We start from the raw sequence: 17590 nt of genomic DNA, 5'->3' as shown, positions 1-17590 counted from the left end.
GTACAGAGCATCAAAAGAAAAGCTGGATTGGATGCGTCTTAAAGCAGGAAAACAACCATTGCTTCAGGTGTTTGGAAATGGTACCCAGGCAGGTAAAATCAATTGGCTGGCCAATTATAAACAAGAATTACTGGTAGCGGATAAACTGGATTTCTGGACGCTGGCCTGGGGTAATTATTCCGGAACAAAAAATTCGCTAACCCCTCACCAAGGAAAAGTTATTGTTCAATTAGTGAAATAAACAACATGAAAATTACGGATGTAAAAGTTTGGCTGGTAGAAGGTATAAAGTATAATTGGACCTTATTAAAAATTTATACGGATACCGGGCATACCGGAGTAGGGGAGGCAACTAACTGGCCCGGCAGCCCCCTGGTATTGGAAGCAACGAAACATGTGGGTCAACGGATCATTGGATTGGACCCGCTTCGCACAGATTTTATCTGGACAAAACTTTACCGTGACCTCAATTGGGTGGGACCCTTTGGCGCCAGCATGTGTGCTATCAGTGGTATTGACATGGCCCTGCTGGATTTAAAAGCAAAATACCTGGGAGTACCCTGTTACCAGCTTTTGGGAGGCTCCTTCCGAACCGCTATTCAACTCTATGCAAATTACTGGTTTACCGGTGGAGGACACAATGCCCAGGATTATGCTGCGCAGGCCAGAAAAGTTAAAGAAGCGGGTTTCACCGGTTTGAAATTTGATCCTTTTGCACATACCAATTACCTGTACGGCGAAGATCTGTCCAGTAATCTTACACTTACCCCCGCACAACAAGACCTGGCTTTTGAGGTCAGTAAAGCTGTGCGAGAGGCAGTAGGTGCAGATTTTGATATCATGATCGAAACACATGCCATGTTAAACTATTCTGTTGCAGTACGAATGGCGCAACGCCTGTCTGCACTGAATATAACCTGGTATGAAGAACCAGCCGGACCAGAAAATGATAAAGTATTAAGGGCCATGCGAGATCGGATACCATCGAATGTATCCATTTGCGTTGGTGAGCGACATTATACCAGGTACAATATACGTCCTGTATTGGAGCAACATATCTGCGATTACATGATGCCGGATATCACCCGTTGTGGTGGCCCGTCTGAGATGAAACGCATGGCTACGATGATGGAAGCTTATAACGTCTTACTGGCACCGCATAACCCGAACGGACCTTTATCAACACTTTCCTCTGCACATGTATGTGCTTCCGTTCCTAATTTTTTTCGACAGGAATTCATGTTCACCGATGTACCCTGGCGAGATACCATTATTACCCACCCGATTAAAGAAATGATTTCCAATGGCCATTTGCAGTTAAGTGACCGGCCCGGTTTGGGGGTTGATCTTGTGGAAGAAGAAATGGAAAAACACCCGGGGATCCTGGTTCCCAGGCCTGGATTTTATGTATAATAAACAATACTATGGCAATAGAACTTGATTTTTCCGGAAAGCGGGTACTTATTACAGGAGCCATACAGGGTATTGGCAGGGCCGCTTCCCTTATGTTTGCAAAAGCTGGTGCTGCTGTTACAGGGTTTGATCTGCTGGATACAACAGATACATCTGTGCATACCTGGGCGGAAGAACTACAGGCTTATGGAGCCAATTCGTATTACCAGAAGGTAGATATAACCAATGCCGGCGAACTGGAGCAGGCTATAGCTAAGGTCCGCAAAATCAATAATCGGTTAGATGTACTCGTTAGTAATGCCGGTGTAAATTTTTTCAAAGGTGCCACCGCTACCAGCACGGATGACTGGAATAATAATTTAGCTATTAACCTAACAGCACACTGGATGGTAGCCCGCGCCTGCCGATCGATGCTGGAAGAAGCGCAGGGTGTACTTATTGTGATTAGTTCGAATCATGCCTATCAGACCATTCCGGGTTGTTTTCCCTACCCGGTAGCAAAAGCAGCTTTATTGGGCCTGGTTCGAAGCCTGGCCCTGGAATGGGCGCCCGCCGTAAGAACAGTAGGGCTGGCGCCTGGTTTCGTAGACACCCCGGGAAATCAACAGTGGTTTAACAGCTTCCCGGATCCCGCCACAGAAAGAAATAAAACCATTGCCCTGCATCCGGTTAAAGCATTGGCAGACCCGGCAGATATAGGCGCCTGGTGTGTATTTCTGGCCAGTTCATTTGCCCGTTTTGCATCCGGTACCGTTTACCTGGTAGACGGCGGACGAAGCGCTGTACTCCAAGATATATGACATGATAAGGTATAGTACCAGCCAACAATGGCAGGCTGAATTAAGCATCCGGCTTTCATTAGAGCTCGGCGAAGGCCCGGTTTGGCACCATGAATGGAATAAATTCCTGTTTCTCAATATCGGAGAACCGCTCCTGTATAGCTGGGAACCGCTGACCCGCAAACTTTGCAAAAAGGAAATTTCCCTGCGTGCAACAGCCCTTTCGCTAACCGATCGGTTTACGTTGTTATTGGCAGGAGAACACTCGCTGGTTGAATTTGATCCGTATGCGAACCATACGCGACCCATTTGCTCTTTTGAAATGGAACGCCCTAACTACCGTTCTAATGATGGAAAAACAGATGCAGCAGGCCGGTTTTGGTTTGGCACCATGCAGCGGGATGGGTTGGGAGAGAAGGGTTATTTCTACCAGTTTGATGGCAACCTGCATATACAGCAATCCAATTTAAAAGTACCCAATGGCCTTTGCTGGAATGATACCGGAAACATCCTCTATTTTATCGACAGTTTTCAATACCGGATACTGGCATTTGATTGTTTGCAGGGTCAGCTGTCTGGAGGCCGTACTGTGGTGGCTGATTTTTCAGCCGATTATATTCCGGATGGTATGACGATCGATGAAGAAGGTATGCTTTGGGTGGCCATCTGGGGCGGGGGCTGTGTGAACCGATACAACCCACTTACCGGAGCCCTGATTGGCCAGGTAACAGTAGACGCACCACAGGTAAGTTCCTGTTGCTTTGGAGGTAAAGAACTTAACCGCCTTTTAATTACTACAGCCCGTACGGGAATGACGGAAGAGGCACTGGCTGAAGCGCCGTTAAGCGGATCGGTATTTGAAGTGCAGCCTGGCGTAAGGGGCAGAAGAACCAATCTATTTAGAACAAATTACTAATATGCGTTTAGAGCTTATTGATTATAGCATCATACTGCTTTACTTTTTATTCGTATTGGGTATCGGGTTTTGGTTGAAGAAAAAAATCAAAACCGGCAACGATTTCCTGATGAGTGATAAATCTATTCCGTTGTGGATTACCAGTTTGGCGTTTATTTCAGCCAACCTGGGTGCCCAGGAGGTTTTGGGAATGGCGGCAAATGGTGCTAAATACGGGCTTTATACTACCCATTTTTACTGGTTCGGCGCTGCCCTGGCAATGATTTTTTTAGGTATCTATATGATGCCTTTTTATTATGGAAGCAAGGCCAGAAGTGTGCCTGAATACCTCAAACTGCGTTTCGATGAAAAGACCCGCACGTTTAATGCCTTGAGTTTTGCAGCTATGACTATCTTCTCCTCCGGGGTGTCGCTTTATGCACTGGCTATGTTAATGGAAGTATTGCTGGGTTGGAATTTTGATCTCTCTATTTGGATAGCTGCCTTAATTGTATTGGTCTATGTTTTCCTGGGCGGATTAACCAGTGCCATCTACAATGAAGTACTCCAGTTTTTTCTGATCGTATTAGGAATTGCACCCCTGGTGTACCTGGGACTAAAAAAAGCAGGTGGATGGAAAGGTGTTTTACAAAACGTAGATGATGCTAAACTTCATGTCTGGAAAGGACTGTCTGATCCAGCTTCCAATCCAATGGGGGTAGATTACCTGGGTATGGTAGTTGGATTGGGTTTCGTTTTGGCCTTTGGGTACTGGTGTACCGACTTTCTGGTTGTTCAACGGGCAATGGTGAGCCGTAATCTCGATGAGGCCAGGAAAACACCCATCATTGCTGCATTACCAAAAATTGCCATGCCCGTTATTGTAATACTACCAGGTATCCTGCTACTTGCCATCTCGGCACAAAATCCCGAATTCACTTTGCCAAAAACGGCAGACGGTTCACCTAATTACAATATGGTATTACCTGTATTGCTGGAAAAATTGTACCCCAATGGAATTTTGGGGGTAGGTATAACCGCATTAATTGCTTCTTTTATGAGCGGAATGGCAGGAAATGTTACTGCCTTTAATACGGTCTGGACCTTTGACCTTTATCAAACGCATATCCATCAGAAAGGAAGTGAGCAGCATTATTTTTGGGTAGGAAAAATTACCACGGTTGCAGGCATTTTACTATCCATTTTAACAGCATATGTGGCCAGGAGTTATAATAGCATCATGGACCTTTTGCAATTGGTGTTCAGTTTTGTAAATGCACCTTTGTTTGCTACGTTTTTTCTGGGTATGTTCTGGAAAAGAACCACCGGCCATGGTGCATTCTGGGGCCTTGTTACCGGAACAAGCACTGCAGCTATAATTCACGGGTTAAGTACGGCGGAAGGAAAAGGGGGTTGGCTATTGCCCTTACACAATTTTTATTCCGGCAGCGGACAGGCATTTACAATAGCCTGGATAGCTTTTACCACTTGTTTTATCAGTACCGTACTAATTAGCCTGCTTACCAAACCTATACCGGATCAGCTACTCGGCGGATTGGTATACAGTTTAACACCGAAGGAAACGATACGCTACAAAAAATGGTACCAGAACCCGATCTGGCTGGGTTTGGCGATACTCCTTATCACCCTTTCCTTGAATATAATTTTCTATTAATAAAGCTTTTTGTATGATCGATTTGAAAGCAGTGATCGGATGCTTTTTTTTACTGACCGGGCTTATATTAATGCTCTACCAGTTGTATACTGATTCAACGGATCTTCTTCCCCAGGTCAATTTTACCACGGGCCTGTTTTATACGGTGTTTGGCGCTATACTTCTGCTTATCTGGAAACTGGATAAGAAAAAGGCATAAACCCGCAAAACCACCGGCATTCATTGGCATTTATTCAATGAAATCCAGTTCTGCTATACGCAGTTCGGTCCCATTGCCGCTTGTTTGAGTAGCTTCCAGTTTTATATAACGCGCCTGTTTGGCTGCCGGTAAATTAAACTTCCTGGTACTGGGATCATTGATAATATTACCAAATTCGAAGGAGCCCGCAGGTTCCCATTTGGTTCCATCCGCGCTTACCAATAACTGCCCCTTTTGCAATAAGCCCTCTTTACTATTAGTGGGCGGAGTGTAGCTGAAAGCGGTGATGGTATAATTGCTGCCAAGGTCAATTCCTAGTTTGCGGTTGGCGGCATTTCCGATGCTGTTAAAACTTGTTTGATTAAGTCCGTCGAATGCCCTGAAACCTGCACTGTCTGCTTTATTGGTAGCCTGCGGCCAAACTGTCCAGTTGGCTTTAGCAATGCCGAATAGCGCAGCGGAAGAACTGCTCTTTTCGCCATTTACAATAGCAATAGCTTTTACTTCGCCGCCTTTGAATGCAAACGGGCCTGTATATAATTCAGCATCTTCCGATGGCTCGGAACCATCCGTGGTATAGCGGATTGTTATACCGGTATTGATGTTTTGAGAAGCGTTTTCGCCATGTGGTTTCCAATTAAAAACCTTTTGTACGGGGGCAATCGTAACCTGTCCGTCCTTACTGCGTTCAAATGCCAGTTGAGGCGGACGGGTTTTATAATAATGTGCAGCAACTTCCACAATAGCCGGTGCATAACGTGCTTCTAACAGGCGTATACGAAAACGGTCTGAACGTAGTTCCGGAAACCGGAGGATGCGCTTATAACCGATATTGGTGGCCTGTGCAATTTCCTTCCATTCACCATCAATCCAGGCATCAACAGCGTGTTTGCTTACCCGTTCTCCATGTGATTTTATAGCTTCCTGAATTACAAAGCGGTTAATGGTAATCGGCTCTGCTGTTTTCAGTTCAATAGGTTTAGTAAGATCGGCTGCAAAATAGTAGGTGGCATCATTCTTATCGAGCAGGCCACCCGGCGCCTCCGCGGCCGCTAAAAGGTTTTTAGAATAGGTTTCCGTAATCCGTTTACCCACTTCATTGAGTACCGTGGAATCTTCTGGTGAAAATCTTCCATCGCGGTTAGGGGGGATATTTAGCAGAAAAGTGGAGTTGCCGCCAACAGATCGTTCGTACATATCAAAAACATCGTCTGTACTGCGTACTTTCTGGTCAGTATCGTCCCGGTAAAACCAGCCTTCCCGTATAGAAGTATTTGTTTCAGCCTGTTGATAATGTAAAAATTTAGCTTTCTTCAATTGTTCCGGATGCCCTAAAGAATCATCCGTCAGATCGGCAAAATTATTCATGAGCGCGGGGTCGCTGTCGTAGGGCATCACATTCCATTCGGTGTCTCTTGTTTTTCCTGATTCATTTCCACACCAGCGAATATCCTGTTTGCCAAATATTACAGCATTAGGTGCCAGTGTTGAGATCAGTTTTTTCCAGGCCAGGTAATTGTATTGTTGTCCTCCTTTTGTTTTGGGATGAGCCCCGTCAAACCATACTTCATCAATAGGACCATATTCGGTCAGTAATTCAAACAACTGGTTGAGGAAATATTCATTGTAATCATCGACCTCAAATTCAAAGCTTGTTTTATTTTCAAATGGACGCCCTTCCACTGGCCGGGGGATAGTGCGCTTGCTTATTTTGGACAGGTTTCCATAAAGTCCTGTTTTGCTTTCAATTTGAAACAGATCGGCCGGCGACAAGTAAACGCCGAGTTTTAAGCCATATTTTTTGCAGGAAGCACTCAGCTCTTTCATAACATCTCCTTTGCCATTCTGAAAAGGAGTGGACATAATACCATGGGTGGTATACCTGCTTTGCCAAAGCACAAATCCATCATGATGTTTGGCAGTAAGAATTACCATTTTCATTCCGGCTGCTTTCATTGCCTGGCACCACTGGTCCGTATCCAATTGCTGCAGGTTGAAAATTTTTGGGTCTTCCATACCATTCCCCCACTCCATGCGGGTAAATGTATTCGGACCAAAATGAATGAAAGCAATGAATTCATTCTTTAAAGCTTCATACTGGTTATCGGTTGGTACAATATGTGCTGCTTTCAGCAGGATAGAATCCGGTGTATCAGTGGAACTTATTGCCAGGGTGCTCTGTACGGGAAATAGATTTTCTTTCGGTACAGAGGAACAGGAATTCAACACAACCGCCAACAGGCTGAAAAAGGTGATATGGCTTAATTTCATAATAACAGTATAAACGATGAAATTAAACCTTGTTGGCCGTTTAAATTACCTGAATCTTGTGCATTCGATTGTTTAAATTCACTTTGCTTCATCAAATAGGTACTTATAAAGCAAGCCAGCTACTGCTGCCCCTGCAATAGGTACCACTATAAATAGCCAGAGTTGCTCCATTGCCCATCCGCCTACAAACACTGCCTGGCTAATGCTTCTTGCAGGATTTACAGAGGTATTCGTAACAGGTATGGAAATAAGATGAATCAGTGTTAAACCCAGTCCGATGGCAATTCCTGCAAAGCCGGGTGCAGCCCTTTTGGCAGTGGCTCCCAGTATTATAAACAGGAACATGGCAGTCATTACAAACTCAGTTGCTATGGCTGCTTTTATACCGTATTTTCCAGGTGAGTGGGCCCTGTAACCATTGGCCGCAAAATCGCCAATGGAAGCTCCGTTTCCGGTTACCACTATGTACAAAAAGCATGCTGCCAGCAGGCCGCCTAATACCTGTGCCAATATATAGGGCAGCGCCTGCTTTGCATCAAATTTGCCGGCAGCTACCAGCCCTATTGTTACTGCCGGATTTAAATGGGCACCGGAAACCGGCCCGAATGCATACGCAATGGTTAATACCGTTAGCCCAAATGCGAGTGATACACCCAGTAAACCAATGCCAACCTCAGGAAATGCAGCCGACAGTAAAGCACTTCCGCAACCTCCGGCCACGAGCCAGAAGGTGCCGATGAATTCAGCCAGATAACTTTTCATGTTGATGATTTTGAGTAGGGGAACTTGTATATAAATATAAAATATATTTGATATATGAAAGATTCTATTTTACGGTTCATTTCCAGCCGTTGTTTTTTGGCTTTCCTAGTTTATTTACCCGGCATCCGATCCTATTCTCAAACCCTGGAAAAAAAGCCCGATTCCATTCCCGTTCAACTACATGTTTATGGAAGTTTTAGGGGGCATTTTGCCTTGTATAACAAAGAATTGGAGATACAGGAAAATGCTTCCAGAATAGGATTTGAAATCAGTACAACCCACCATAAGATCCGTTATTTCACAGGCGTTGAGTTGCAGGTTAATATGTTCCGCTCTGAAGTATCTTTTAATCTAAACGCCAACACTACTGGTGGATACCTGGTGGCAGACCGGGTACAGAACAGGCAGGTTTTTTCAGGAAGATTAGGTTATATCGGCATGGACCTGGGAAAATGGGGATACCTGGTGCTGGGTAAACAGAAAAGCATTTATTATGATGTGTCCGGTTTCACCGACCGTTTCAATGTATTTGGCGGAGGAGCTACGGCAACCTATAATGCAGGTACAGACGGCGGTTTTACCGGAACCGGCCGGGCAGACCAGGCGCTTACCTATCGTAATACCAGCGGACGGTTTTCCTATGGCCTGCAGACACAATTCGTGAATACCACTAACCGTCGTTTTTTTGACGGAATAGGGTTTAATATAAGAGCCGCCCTAACTCCGCATTTTAACCTGGGCATTGCTTATAACAAAGCATTCTTAAACAAATCGCTTATTGGTTCGGGCGAATTTATTGGCCTAAAAAACAATCCGGAATACCTTGCCATCGGTACCAGTTATATTACCAACCAGCTGGAACTGGCAGCAGTTATTGCAAAACACAGCAACGGTGATCTGACAACGGGAAAACTACCCGACCCGGTGGCCGGCAATACATATCCGGCAGTAGTTTTTAATGCAACCGGTTATGAATTGTTTATAAGATACCGATGGAAAAACTGGCGCTTCACAGGTGGAGGAAACTATTATAAGCCCGATACCGAGGTTCAGACAGCAACAGGAGAAAACCCCCTGTACAAAAACTTTAAAAGATCCTACCTCATCCTGGGTGCGGAGTACCACCCCCTTCCTTATGGCCGATTTTATATAGAATCAAGAATAACCGATAGTGAAACAGCCCAGGGAATTAAAGAACCAACGGTTAATACCATCGGTATTCGCCTCGATTTTGACAGAATCTTTGAAAGGAGTTTTTAGAACACGGTCCTGGAACCCCTTCCCGAAGTAGTAAAGGTTTTTGCTTTGATCACCCCGGTTGCTTCAATGGGTTCCTTGTAAACAGCCGATTGTAAGCTGGGTTCGGAGCCATCGGTTGTATACCGAATGGTTAGTCCCGGGAATTGTACATTCATCAACAGTTTGCCATTTTCCTTTTTTATACCGGGTGGTGGCACCCTGTACGCATATCCGCCACCGTAATAATCTAGTTTGGGCAGTTCCTGCTGTCCAAGCCGGTTTGCAAATCGATTCCAGTCTGCCGAGTAAGATGCAGCGGCTTTAGCGGCATCCTGCGTGCCTGCCCATTCGGGGTCTGCAGCCCAGGCGCGTTCGGCTAATCCCAATAATTTCGGAAGTATCATGTATTCCAGGTTGGCTTCGCTTCTCAGGGTTTCAGACCATATCAATCCCTGCAATCCTATTATGTTGGATTTTCCAAAATCTGTCAACCGGTCTTTTCCCACAAAAGCTGCTGCAGTAACAGGATTTCCTGCTGCGTCTTCTTTGGTATTTTTGAAGTAATCGTACGGTATAAAATAGAAAGGTTTGTCGACATCTGTAAATCCACCCCAATAGTAACCGGGTTCCTCCGGAGAACGCAGGTACGACATGTCAAAATAATTATTGCTGACAGGTGATAAGATCACTTTATAACCTGCATTAGCCAGGCGATAAGGGAGGTCTTCATTACCCCATCCAACCATATTATTCCATACATGCAGCCGGTAGCCTTCATTTGCCAAACGTGGATTAACGATCAATTTCGTTTGTCCATGTAGTTTGGTTTTGCGCATACCCACTTCTTCCCATCCCGATAATTCGAGGCCGCGGGCTACCAGTATTTTCTGCACTTTCGTGAAATAGTAATACCAGAGGTCATCTACGTTCTCCAATGCAGGGTCCTTTGCAATCAGTTCCTGGCAAAGTGGAGATCCTTCCCACACACCGGCCGGTACTTCATCCCCTCCCATATGAATAGTAGTAAGGGGTGCTTCGGCTTCTTTGTAAATTCCGCGGATATCATCCACAATACGTTCAATAAACGTATAAACGGAGGGCATTGCCACGCACATTATATTATCTGTCCAGGCCTGCGCTGTACTGTACTTCGACTGATCCATCGTATCACGTAAGAGGTATTTCAAGGCTTCTTCCCGGTTCCCCTCCTGCAGGTATTTCCGGTAACGGGCGTCCATTGATTTAATGGCGGCTCTTGCGTGGCCGGGCGTTTCGATTTCAGGAATTATCTGAATATGCCGTTCGGTGGCATAGCGAAGTATTTCTATAAAATCCTGGCGAGAATAGAATCCGCTGGCGGGTAATTTTCCCGGCGTTGGACCCGCTCCATAGGAGGGCGGTAAATTGTTCTTACCGTCCATCGGATGCCCTCTTAGTGCACCAACCTGGGTAAGTTCAGGGAAGGAAGGCATTTCAATTCTCCAGCCCTCATCATCATTAAAATGCAGGTGAAGGGCATTGAGTTTATACATCGCCATAAGATCCAGGATCCGCATTAATTCCTTTTTGGGTTGAAAGTTTCGGGCGATATCCATCATAAGACTGCGAAATCCAAACCGGGGCGCATCCTTAATATCCACTGCAGGCAATCGAATAGCGCCGGATTTGTTCTTCCATTGAATTGCCGGGATCAGCGATTGTAAACTTTGGATACCATAAAACATACCCGCATTGGTACCGGCACTGATTACCACTCCCAGGGTGCTGACCGAAAGTTCATAGGCTTCTCCTTTCAACTCATTTTTTTTAAGGCGGATCGAAAGCTGCCTCTCCTGCCCGGCAGTAGTAACCGGCAGCCTTTTGCCAAAAAGAAGTAATCCCTGGTTAGCTAAGTAACTGGCTTCTGCTTCAAACTGGGGGTCGGTAACTAAGGTGGTTTGTGCATCAAAACTGAAACTACCGGATCCTATACTCATCGAAGAAGGGGTTGGAAAAACAGCCGGTGCGGCAGCGGCCTGAAAAGTTGCTGAAGCATATTTGTCATAAAAATCTTCCGGCGTTTTATAAGCAATAGTAGTATCGCTAAACTGTCCGTGGCGGATACTGGCTAAATTGAACCCCTTTTCCGGGTTACTGTCCCAAACCAGGTAAATACCGTTAGGGGCTGCTGAATAATTAAGTGAGTAGCCCACAGTAGGGTATTGAAGTACGGCAGTTGCTCCTTTTTTAAGAGGGGTGCCGCCTGCCACGGGGAACAATTTGTATAAATCACCGTTCACATGTTCTATGCGTAAACCATTGGCAGTGGTAGGCAGGGCTTCTCTGCCGCAGGAAAAATAAATGGCCCAGCCCGCCGCGGGAAAATCCTTTTTTCCCAGGTTGCGGAGCGTAAGCTCATTTAGTGCCTTGAACTCGTTCAGATAATTATTGGTAACTAATCGCCATTCCAGTTCGATCGGAACAAGGGTTTCCGTATTTTTTTTCTGACCATAGGAAAGCAGGCAAAGCAGCAGCAGGTTACAGGCAACAAAAAAGCGAATCATAGAAAGCGTTTATAAGGCATTAAAATTAGGGTATAAACAGGGCGACTTGAGCAAAAATCACAAATCCATTAGATTTGGACCAATAAATAAGCGCAATGATCTTTGGTACTGGTATTGATTTGGTGGAAGTGGAGCGGATAGAGCGAAGCCTGAAAGGCAAGCAGGGCTTTCAGGAATTGGTATTTTCTTCCGGCGAAATTGCCTATTGTGAGAAGCAGGCGATGCCGTACCAGCATTATGCAGCCAGGTTTGCTGCAAAAGAAGCATTTCTAAAGGCATTGGGCACGGGCTGGATCAACGGTACTGCTTTCCATGAAATTGAAGTTATCCACAACGCACAGGGACAACCGCAAATAAACCTGCTGGGAGAAACCGCTCAAACATTGGCCGGTAGGCCATTCCGTCGTATCCATGTATCTTTGTCGCACCAAAAAACCATGGCTACGGCAATTGTTTTGCTGGAAGGCTAATGTTGCACCTAAACTATGAATTCACCCGACATTGTTTTTGAAGAAGCCCGCCAGATCAGGGAAATGCAGGAAAAAAAACTGCAGGAACTCTTGCGTTACCTGGCCGGTAATTCTCCTTTTTATAGAGAGCGGTTTGCCGCTTATGGAATTAATCCCTTTGCCATTCAGACCCTTCGTGATCTGCAAACGCTTCCGGTAACTACCAAGGAAGAGCTGCAGCGGCGGAACTGGGATTTTTGTTCTGTACCCCGTGAAAAAATTGCTGAATACATGGCCAGTTCGGGCACTTTGGGCGCGCCTGTTACTATTGCCCTTACAGAAAACGACCTGGATCGACTGGCCTATAACGAACTTTGCTCTTTCCGTTTAGCGGGGGGCACAGCTGCAGATACTTACCAGCTTATGCTAACCCTTGACCGCCAGTTTATGGCGGGAATTGCCTATTACCTGGGCATCCGAAAACTAGGGGCTTCCCTGGTTCGGGTAGGTCCGGGTGCGCCTTTTCTGCAATGGGCCACCATAGAGCGGGTAAACCCCACAGTTATAGTAGCTGTTCCCTCCTTCCTGGTTAAACTGATCGAATATGCCGAGGCGAATGCTATTAATTTGAATGCCAGCTCCGTAAAAGCGGCAATCTGCATTGGTGAAACGATCCGGCATCCAGACAACCGGCCGAACCGATTGGCGGAGAGGATCCAGAATGCCTGGAATATTAAACTATTTGGCACCTATGCCTCTACCGAAATGCAAACAGCATTTACAGAATGTACAGCCAGTGCCGGGGGCCATTTAAACCCCGAACTGCTGATAGTGGAAGTATTGGACGAAAATAACCAGCCGGTACCTGCTGGTCAGCCGGGAGAAGTTACTATAACAACTCTTGGGGTGGAAGGAATGCCCCTGCTTCGGTATAAAACCGGCGATATTTGCATACTGCAAACCGAGCCCTGTTCCTGCGGACGCAGCAGCGCCCGGTTGAGCGGGGTTATAGGCCGTCGGCAGCAAATGATTAAATTCAAAGGAACCACGCTTTATCCCCCGGCCATTTATGACCTGTTGAACGAAATGCCGGCCATCCGGGATTATGTAGTGGAACTACGAAGTAGTGAATGGGATACAGATGAGGTGAGAATACACCTGGATATTCCGGAGCCTTCCGAAAGTCTGCTAACTACCATCCGGGAGAAACTCCGGTCCGGACTGCGGGTAATCCCTGAAGTTTTGCTTACATCAGCGGCTGAATTACAGGCACTTCAGTTCCCGGAAGGAGGCAGAAAGCCGCAGAAATTGATCGATCGCCGCTAATTGCGGCAATTTTGTGCATTATCCCTAATTTTGAGCCCTTTCAATAACGACAAGAACGTGACAAATTTTACGATCGACAAAAAGTTGACCCTATCCGATTTTCAGGAAATTGTGCTGGAAGAGAAACCGGTATCCGTTAGCACGGCCCTGCTGGAAAATGTGGCCAGGAACCACGATTTCCTGAAAGGTTTCGCGTCCAATAAAATAATATACGGCATTAATACAGGTTTCGGCCCTATGGCGCAATACCGGATCAGTGAGCAAAACCTGAATGCACTTCAATACAACCTCATTCGCAGCCATAGTACCGGCAGTGGTCAGCCAATTGCACCAGTGCTGGTTCGGGGGCTCCTGCTGGCAAGGCTTAATAATTTTTTGCAGGGTTATTCCGGTATACATCCCGAACTGGTGGAATTATTGGTGGAACTGCTGAATAAAAAAGTATATCCGGTCATTTACGAACATGGTGGGGTAGGTGCCAGTGGAGACCTGGTTCAACTGGCCCACCTGGCACTGACCCTGATAGGGGAAGGCGATGTCTGGTACCAGGAGGCAATTCGGCCAACCGCGGAGGTTTTTGCGGAACTATCCATCCAGCCACTAACCATTCATGTTCGGGAAGGGCTGGCCCTTATCAATGGCACTTCTGCCATGACCGGCATTGCGCTGGTAAACCTGCTGCAGGCAAAAAAATTACTGGAATGGTCTGTTTTTCTTTCGGCCATGACCAATGAAGTGGTAGAAGCATATGACGATCATTTCTCGCACGAACTGAATCATGTAAAACACCATCCGGGCCAGCAGGCTATTGCAAAAATGATGCGTTCGCTGCTGGGCGATAGCCACATGATCCGAAGCAGGAAAAAACACCTGTACGAGGGAGATAAAATGGACCAGGATGTGTTTGAGGACAAGGTACAGGAGTATTATTCACTTCGTTGTATAACACAGGTGCTGGGACCCATCCTGGATACCATTGAACAAGCTGAAAAAGTAATTGTAGCGGAGTTCAATTCTGTGAACGATAACCCCATCATCGACCACGAGAATGCGAATATTTTTCATGGAGGTAATTTCCATGGAGATTATGTTTCGCTTGAAATGGATAAGCTCAAAATTGCTATCACCAAATTGAGCATGTTAAGTGAGCGGCAACTGAATTACCTGCTGAATGCCCGCCTCAATGAAAAGTTCCCGCCTTTTTTAAACCTGGGAACATTGGGCTTAAATTTTGGCATTCAGGGTATGCAGTTCACCGCAACGTCTACGGTAGCGGAGAACCAAACCTTCAGCAACCCAATGTATATCCATAGCATTCCCAATAACAATGATAATCAGGACATTGTAAGCATGGGCTCCAATGCTGCCCTGCTTACCCGCAGGGTAATCAATAATTCGTTTGAGGTTTTGGTAATACAAATGATTACCTTAATTCATGCAGTGGATTACCTGAAATGCCAGGACCGGATGGCATCCGCAACACTGGGGCTGTACCAAGAAATACAGGCTATCTTCCCGAGTTTTGTGGACGATGCGCCGCGGTATAAAAAAATTGCTGCCGTTCGGACTTATTTTGAAAAGGCTGAACCGGTCGTAAGCAGGGCCATCCGTCAACAACAATAAAATGCGTATGAAAACTGTATTGGTAACCGGAGGATCCCGCGGAATTGGTCGTGCTATCTGCCTGAAAATGGCCAGCCTGGGCTATCATGTACTGGTGAATTATAAAGGTAACCAGGCTGCTGCCGAAGAAACGCTGGCAGGAATAAAAGCGGCTGGTGCAACCGGCGAACTGATGGCGTTTAATGTGGCAGATAAAGAACAGATCAAGGCTGTTCTGGGCAGCTGGATCGAAGCTAATAAAGACAACCCCATCGAAGTGCTGGTAAACAATGCCGGCATTAAAGACGATACCCTGATGATGTGGATGAAGGATGAACAATGGGATTCGGTGCTTTCAACCAGTTTAGACGCATTTTTTTATGTTACCAGAGAGGTATTAAGTGGCATGCTGATGCGCCGGATGGGCAGGATTGTGAATGTGGTATCTCTGTCTGGACTGAAAGGCATGCCCGGGCAAACAAATTATTCAGCTGCCAAAGCCGGCGTAATCGGGGCTACCAAGGCCCTGGCCCAGGAAGTAGCTAAACGCGGGGTAACAGTAAATGCGGTGGCGCCTGGCTTTATCCAAACGGATATGACGGAAGCTTTAAATGAACAGGAACTCAAAGCAATGATTCCCGTTCAGCGGTTCGGCAAGCCCGAAGAAGTAGCACATGCAGTAGCATTTTTGGCTTCGCCGGAATCTGGTTATATTACAGGTACTGTTTTATCGATTAATGGTGGACTATATACTTAGCAGGCATGAAGAGAGTAGTGATTACGGGTATGGGGATTTATTCCTGTATAGGAAAAAACCAGCAGGAGGTTCAACAATCCCTCTATGAAGGAAAATCCGGTATTATTCTGGATCCTGCCCGAAAGGAATTTGGATACCGGTCGGGGCTCACCGGTTTTGTGGAGCGTCCCAACCTGAAAGGCCTGCTTGATCGCAGGGCAAGGATCATGTTACCGCAACAGGGAGAATTCGCCTATATGGCTACCCTGGAAGCGCTGAAACAGGCCGGTATTACCGACGATTTACTGAACTCCATGGAAATTGGGGTGCTGTACGGCAACGACAGTTCCGCTGAACCCGTGGTTACCGGCACGGATCTGATGCGGGAAAAAAAGGATACCACGCTTGTTGGGTCCGGTTCCGTTTTCCAGGTAATGAACTCTACCGTTACCATGAACCTGGCCACTATCTTCCGGTTAAAAGGGGTAAATTTTACGATCAGTGCCGCCTGTGCAAGCGGAAGCCATTCAATCGGGCTGGGGTATCATTTTATTAAATCAGGGTTGCAGGAAGCCGTTATTTGTGGTGGCGCCCAGGAAATTAATATCTATTCAATGGGCAGTTTTGATGCCCTCTCGGCTTTTTCCGTCAGGGAAGGGGAACCCACGAAAGCATCGCGCCCATTTGATAAGAACCGCGACGGGTTGATTCCTTCAGGAGGAGCTGCAACAGTAATATTGGAAAGCCTGGACGCCGCTTTGGCCAGGGGAGCCAATATCCTGGGTGAAGTGGTAGGGTATGGGTTTTCGTCGAATGGAGAACATATATCCAATCCTACAGTGGACGGGCCTGTACGCGCTTTAAATATGGCACTGAAAGATGCCGGGCTGCAGGCAAAAGATATTTTCTATATAAATGCCCATGCTACGTCCACGCCCGCAGGTGACAGCAGCGAGGCAAGAGCCATCCACGAGGTTTTTGGAGCCAGCCGCCCCTATGTAAGTTCAACAAAATCAATGACAGGTCATGAGTGCTGGATGGCAGGCGCCAGTGAAATTGTGTACAGTATGCTCATGATGCAACACAACTTTATTGCTCCCAATATAAATTTTGAAGAACCGGATGAGGATTCTGCAAGGATCAACCTGGTAACCAAAGCAATTGACACCGAATTTGATTGCTTTCTATCAAATTCTTTTGGATTTGGGGGAACAAATTCCTCACTGATCGTAAAAAAATACTACAATTAATCACAGAAAATCGACGTTTTATCCTTTTACTGTTGAATAAAAACCTTAACCGACTTAATTTAGCCGCTATGACAATTGAGCAAATTATTGAGAAAATCAATTATCTCCTGGTAGAAGAGTTTGAAGTGAACGCGGACAAAATTACGCCTGAAGCAAACCTTAAAGATACCCTGGAACTCGACAGTCTGGATTACATTGATATGGTAGTAGTGCTGGAACATCATTTCGGTTTTAAAGTAAAACCCGAAGATTTTCTGACGATCGAAACCATCCAGGATTTTTATGACTATACCGCCCGGCGCATCCACTCTAAAGAATTGGTTTAATGACTACCTGGCAGGGGAAATCCCAGGCTACTCCGCTGGGTTACCGCATTTTTGTGGTGGTACTGAAGCAATTGGGGCTTTCTCCTGCATATGGGCTGCTTCGATTAGTGGGCGGCTTATTATTT

Annotated in this window: 16 protein-coding genes; 13 read left to right on the top strand and 3 right to left on the bottom strand. The window is 46.1% G+C overall.

What is annotated here, in order from left to right; genetic code table 11:
• The 6 genes from A1D16_RS11785 to A1D16_RS11760 all read left to right on the top strand — a co-directional run.
• Positions 1–241 (top strand): hypothetical protein (locus tag A1D16_RS11785; RefSeq protein WP_290709678.1); only part of this gene is annotated, 241 nt, incomplete at its 5' end.
• Positions 242–246: 5 nt separating this feature from the next.
• Complete coding sequence (locus A1D16_RS11780; protein WP_290709677.1) at positions 247–1413, top strand: mandelate racemase/muconate lactonizing enzyme family protein; 1167 nt, start codon at positions 247–249, stop codon at positions 1411–1413.
• Between the two features lie 11 nt (positions 1414–1424).
• Positions 1425–2213: an SDR family oxidoreductase gene (locus tag A1D16_RS11775; protein WP_290709676.1), complete on the top strand. Its 789-nt coding sequence runs from the start codon at positions 1425–1427 to the stop codon at positions 2211–2213.
• Position 2214: 1 nt separating this feature from the next.
• A complete protein-coding gene (locus A1D16_RS11770) occupies positions 2215–3108 on the top strand; it encodes an SMP-30/gluconolactonase/LRE family protein (RefSeq protein ID WP_290709674.1) in 894 nt (297 codons plus the stop codon).
• A gap of 1 nt (position 3109) precedes the next feature.
• Positions 3110–4762, top strand: coding sequence for a sodium:solute symporter family protein (locus tag A1D16_RS11765; RefSeq protein ID WP_290709672.1), 1653 nt, complete (start codon positions 3110–3112; stop codon positions 4760–4762).
• A gap of 13 nt (positions 4763–4775) precedes the next feature.
• Positions 4776–4961 (top strand): hypothetical protein, encoded by a 186-nt coding sequence (locus A1D16_RS11760; RefSeq protein WP_290709670.1) that lies wholly within the window; start codon positions 4776–4778, stop codon positions 4959–4961.
• A 30-nt stretch (positions 4962–4991) separates the two neighbouring features.
• Here the strand turns inward: A1D16_RS11760 and A1D16_RS11755 are convergent, their stop codons facing one another.
• Positions 4992–7232: an alpha-L-fucosidase gene (locus A1D16_RS11755; RefSeq protein WP_290709668.1), complete on the bottom strand. Its 2241-nt coding sequence runs from the start codon at positions 7230–7232 to the stop codon at positions 4992–4994.
• A 78-nt stretch (positions 7233–7310) separates the two neighbouring features.
• Positions 7311–7994: an aquaporin Z gene (aqpZ, locus tag A1D16_RS11750; RefSeq protein ID WP_290709666.1), complete on the bottom strand. Its 684-nt coding sequence runs from the start codon at positions 7992–7994 to the stop codon at positions 7311–7313.
• Between the two features lie 54 nt (positions 7995–8048).
• Here aqpZ and A1D16_RS11745 point away from each other — a divergent pair, with 54 nt between their 5' ends.
• On the top strand, positions 8049–9254 hold the full coding sequence (locus A1D16_RS11745; RefSeq protein ID WP_290709664.1) for a porin: 1206 nt from the start codon (positions 8049–8051) through the stop codon (positions 9252–9254).
• On the opposite strand, the gene A1D16_RS11740 is transcribed toward A1D16_RS11745, so the two are convergent.
• A complete protein-coding gene (locus tag A1D16_RS11740) occupies positions 9251–11776 on the bottom strand; it encodes a family 20 glycosylhydrolase (RefSeq protein ID WP_290709662.1) in 2526 nt (841 codons plus the stop codon). The two genes, A1D16_RS11745 and A1D16_RS11740, sit on opposite strands and share 4 nt — an antisense overlap.
• Positions 11777–11871: 95 nt before the next feature.
• Between A1D16_RS11740 and acpS the strand changes: the two genes are divergently transcribed.
• The 6 genes from acpS to A1D16_RS11710 all read left to right on the top strand — a co-directional run bounded on the left by acpS (position 11872) and on the right by A1D16_RS11710 (position 17465).
• Positions 11872–12246: a holo-ACP synthase gene (gene acpS, locus A1D16_RS11735; RefSeq protein WP_290709660.1), complete on the top strand. Its 375-nt coding sequence runs from the start codon at positions 11872–11874 to the stop codon at positions 12244–12246.
• A gap of 15 nt (positions 12247–12261) precedes the next feature.
• A complete protein-coding gene (locus A1D16_RS11730; RefSeq protein WP_290709658.1) occupies positions 12262–13551 on the top strand; it encodes an AMP-binding protein in 1290 nt (429 codons plus the stop codon).
• Positions 13552–13608: 57 nt separating this feature from the next.
• Positions 13609–15174: an aromatic amino acid ammonia-lyase gene (locus A1D16_RS11725; protein ID WP_290709656.1), complete on the top strand. Its 1566-nt coding sequence runs from the start codon at positions 13609–13611 to the stop codon at positions 15172–15174.
• Positions 15175–15181: 7 nt separating this feature from the next.
• Positions 15182–15910, top strand: a complete 729-nt coding sequence (gene fabG, locus A1D16_RS11720) for a 3-oxoacyl-ACP reductase FabG (RefSeq protein WP_290709654.1) — start codon at positions 15182–15184, stop codon at positions 15908–15910.
• Between the two features lie 5 nt (positions 15911–15915).
• Positions 15916–17139 carry a beta-ketoacyl-[acyl-carrier-protein] synthase family protein gene (locus A1D16_RS11715; RefSeq protein ID WP_290709652.1) on the top strand — a complete coding sequence of 408 codons (1224 nt, stop codon included), beginning with the start codon at positions 15916–15918 and terminating at the stop codon, positions 17137–17139.
• Between the two features lie 68 nt (positions 17140–17207).
• A complete protein-coding gene (locus tag A1D16_RS11710; protein ID WP_290709650.1) occupies positions 17208–17465 on the top strand; it encodes an acyl carrier protein in 258 nt (85 codons plus the stop codon).
• The last annotated feature ends 125 nt before the right edge of the window (positions 17466–17590 follow it).

Origin of the sequence: Flavihumibacter sp. CACIAM 22H1, assembly GCF_001601815.1 — a bacterium.
Taxonomy (GTDB): domain Bacteria; phylum Bacteroidota; class Bacteroidia; order Chitinophagales; family Chitinophagaceae; genus Flavihumibacter.
This window is presented reverse-complemented; position numbering and strand designations above follow the sequence as displayed.

What these genes read in the sequence shown, in the direction of transcription:
- A1D16_RS11780 (WP_290709677.1), top strand. Translation starts at nt 247, where the DNA reads ATGAAAATTACGGATGTAAAAGTTTGGCTGGTAGAAGGTATAAAGTAT.
- A1D16_RS11775 (WP_290709676.1), top strand. Translation starts at nt 1,425, where the DNA reads ATGGCAATAGAACTTGATTTTTCCGGAAAGCGGGTACTTATTACAGGA.
- A1D16_RS11770 (WP_290709674.1), top strand. Translation starts at nt 2,215, where the DNA reads ATGATAAGGTATAGTACCAGCCAACAATGGCAGGCTGAATTAAGCATC.
- A1D16_RS11765 (WP_290709672.1), top strand. Translation starts at nt 3,110, where the DNA reads ATGCGTTTAGAGCTTATTGATTATAGCATCATACTGCTTTACTTTTTA.
- A1D16_RS11760 (WP_290709670.1), top strand. Translation starts at nt 4,776, where the DNA reads ATGATCGATTTGAAAGCAGTGATCGGATGCTTTTTTTTACTGACCGGG.
- A1D16_RS11755 (WP_290709668.1), bottom strand. Translation starts at nt 7,232, where the DNA reads ATGAAATTAAGCCATATCACCTTTTTCAGCCTGTTGGCGGTTGTGTTG.
- aqpZ (WP_290709666.1), bottom strand. Translation starts at nt 7,994, where the DNA reads ATGAAAAGTTATCTGGCTGAATTCATCGGCACCTTCTGGCTCGTGGCC.
- A1D16_RS11745 (WP_290709664.1), top strand. Translation starts at nt 8,049, where the DNA reads ATGAAAGATTCTATTTTACGGTTCATTTCCAGCCGTTGTTTTTTGGCT.
- A1D16_RS11740 (WP_290709662.1), bottom strand. Translation starts at nt 11,776, where the DNA reads ATGATTCGCTTTTTTGTTGCCTGTAACCTGCTGCTGCTTTGCCTGCTT.
- acpS (WP_290709660.1), top strand. Translation starts at nt 11,872, where the DNA reads ATGATCTTTGGTACTGGTATTGATTTGGTGGAAGTGGAGCGGATAGAG.
- A1D16_RS11730 (WP_290709658.1), top strand. Translation starts at nt 12,262, where the DNA reads ATGAATTCACCCGACATTGTTTTTGAAGAAGCCCGCCAGATCAGGGAA.
- fabG (WP_290709654.1), top strand. Translation starts at nt 15,182, where the DNA reads ATGAAAACTGTATTGGTAACCGGAGGATCCCGCGGAATTGGTCGTGCT.
- A1D16_RS11715 (WP_290709652.1), top strand. Translation starts at nt 15,916, where the DNA reads ATGAAGAGAGTAGTGATTACGGGTATGGGGATTTATTCCTGTATAGGA.
- A1D16_RS11710 (WP_290709650.1), top strand. Translation starts at nt 17,208, where the DNA reads ATGACAATTGAGCAAATTATTGAGAAAATCAATTATCTCCTGGTAGAA.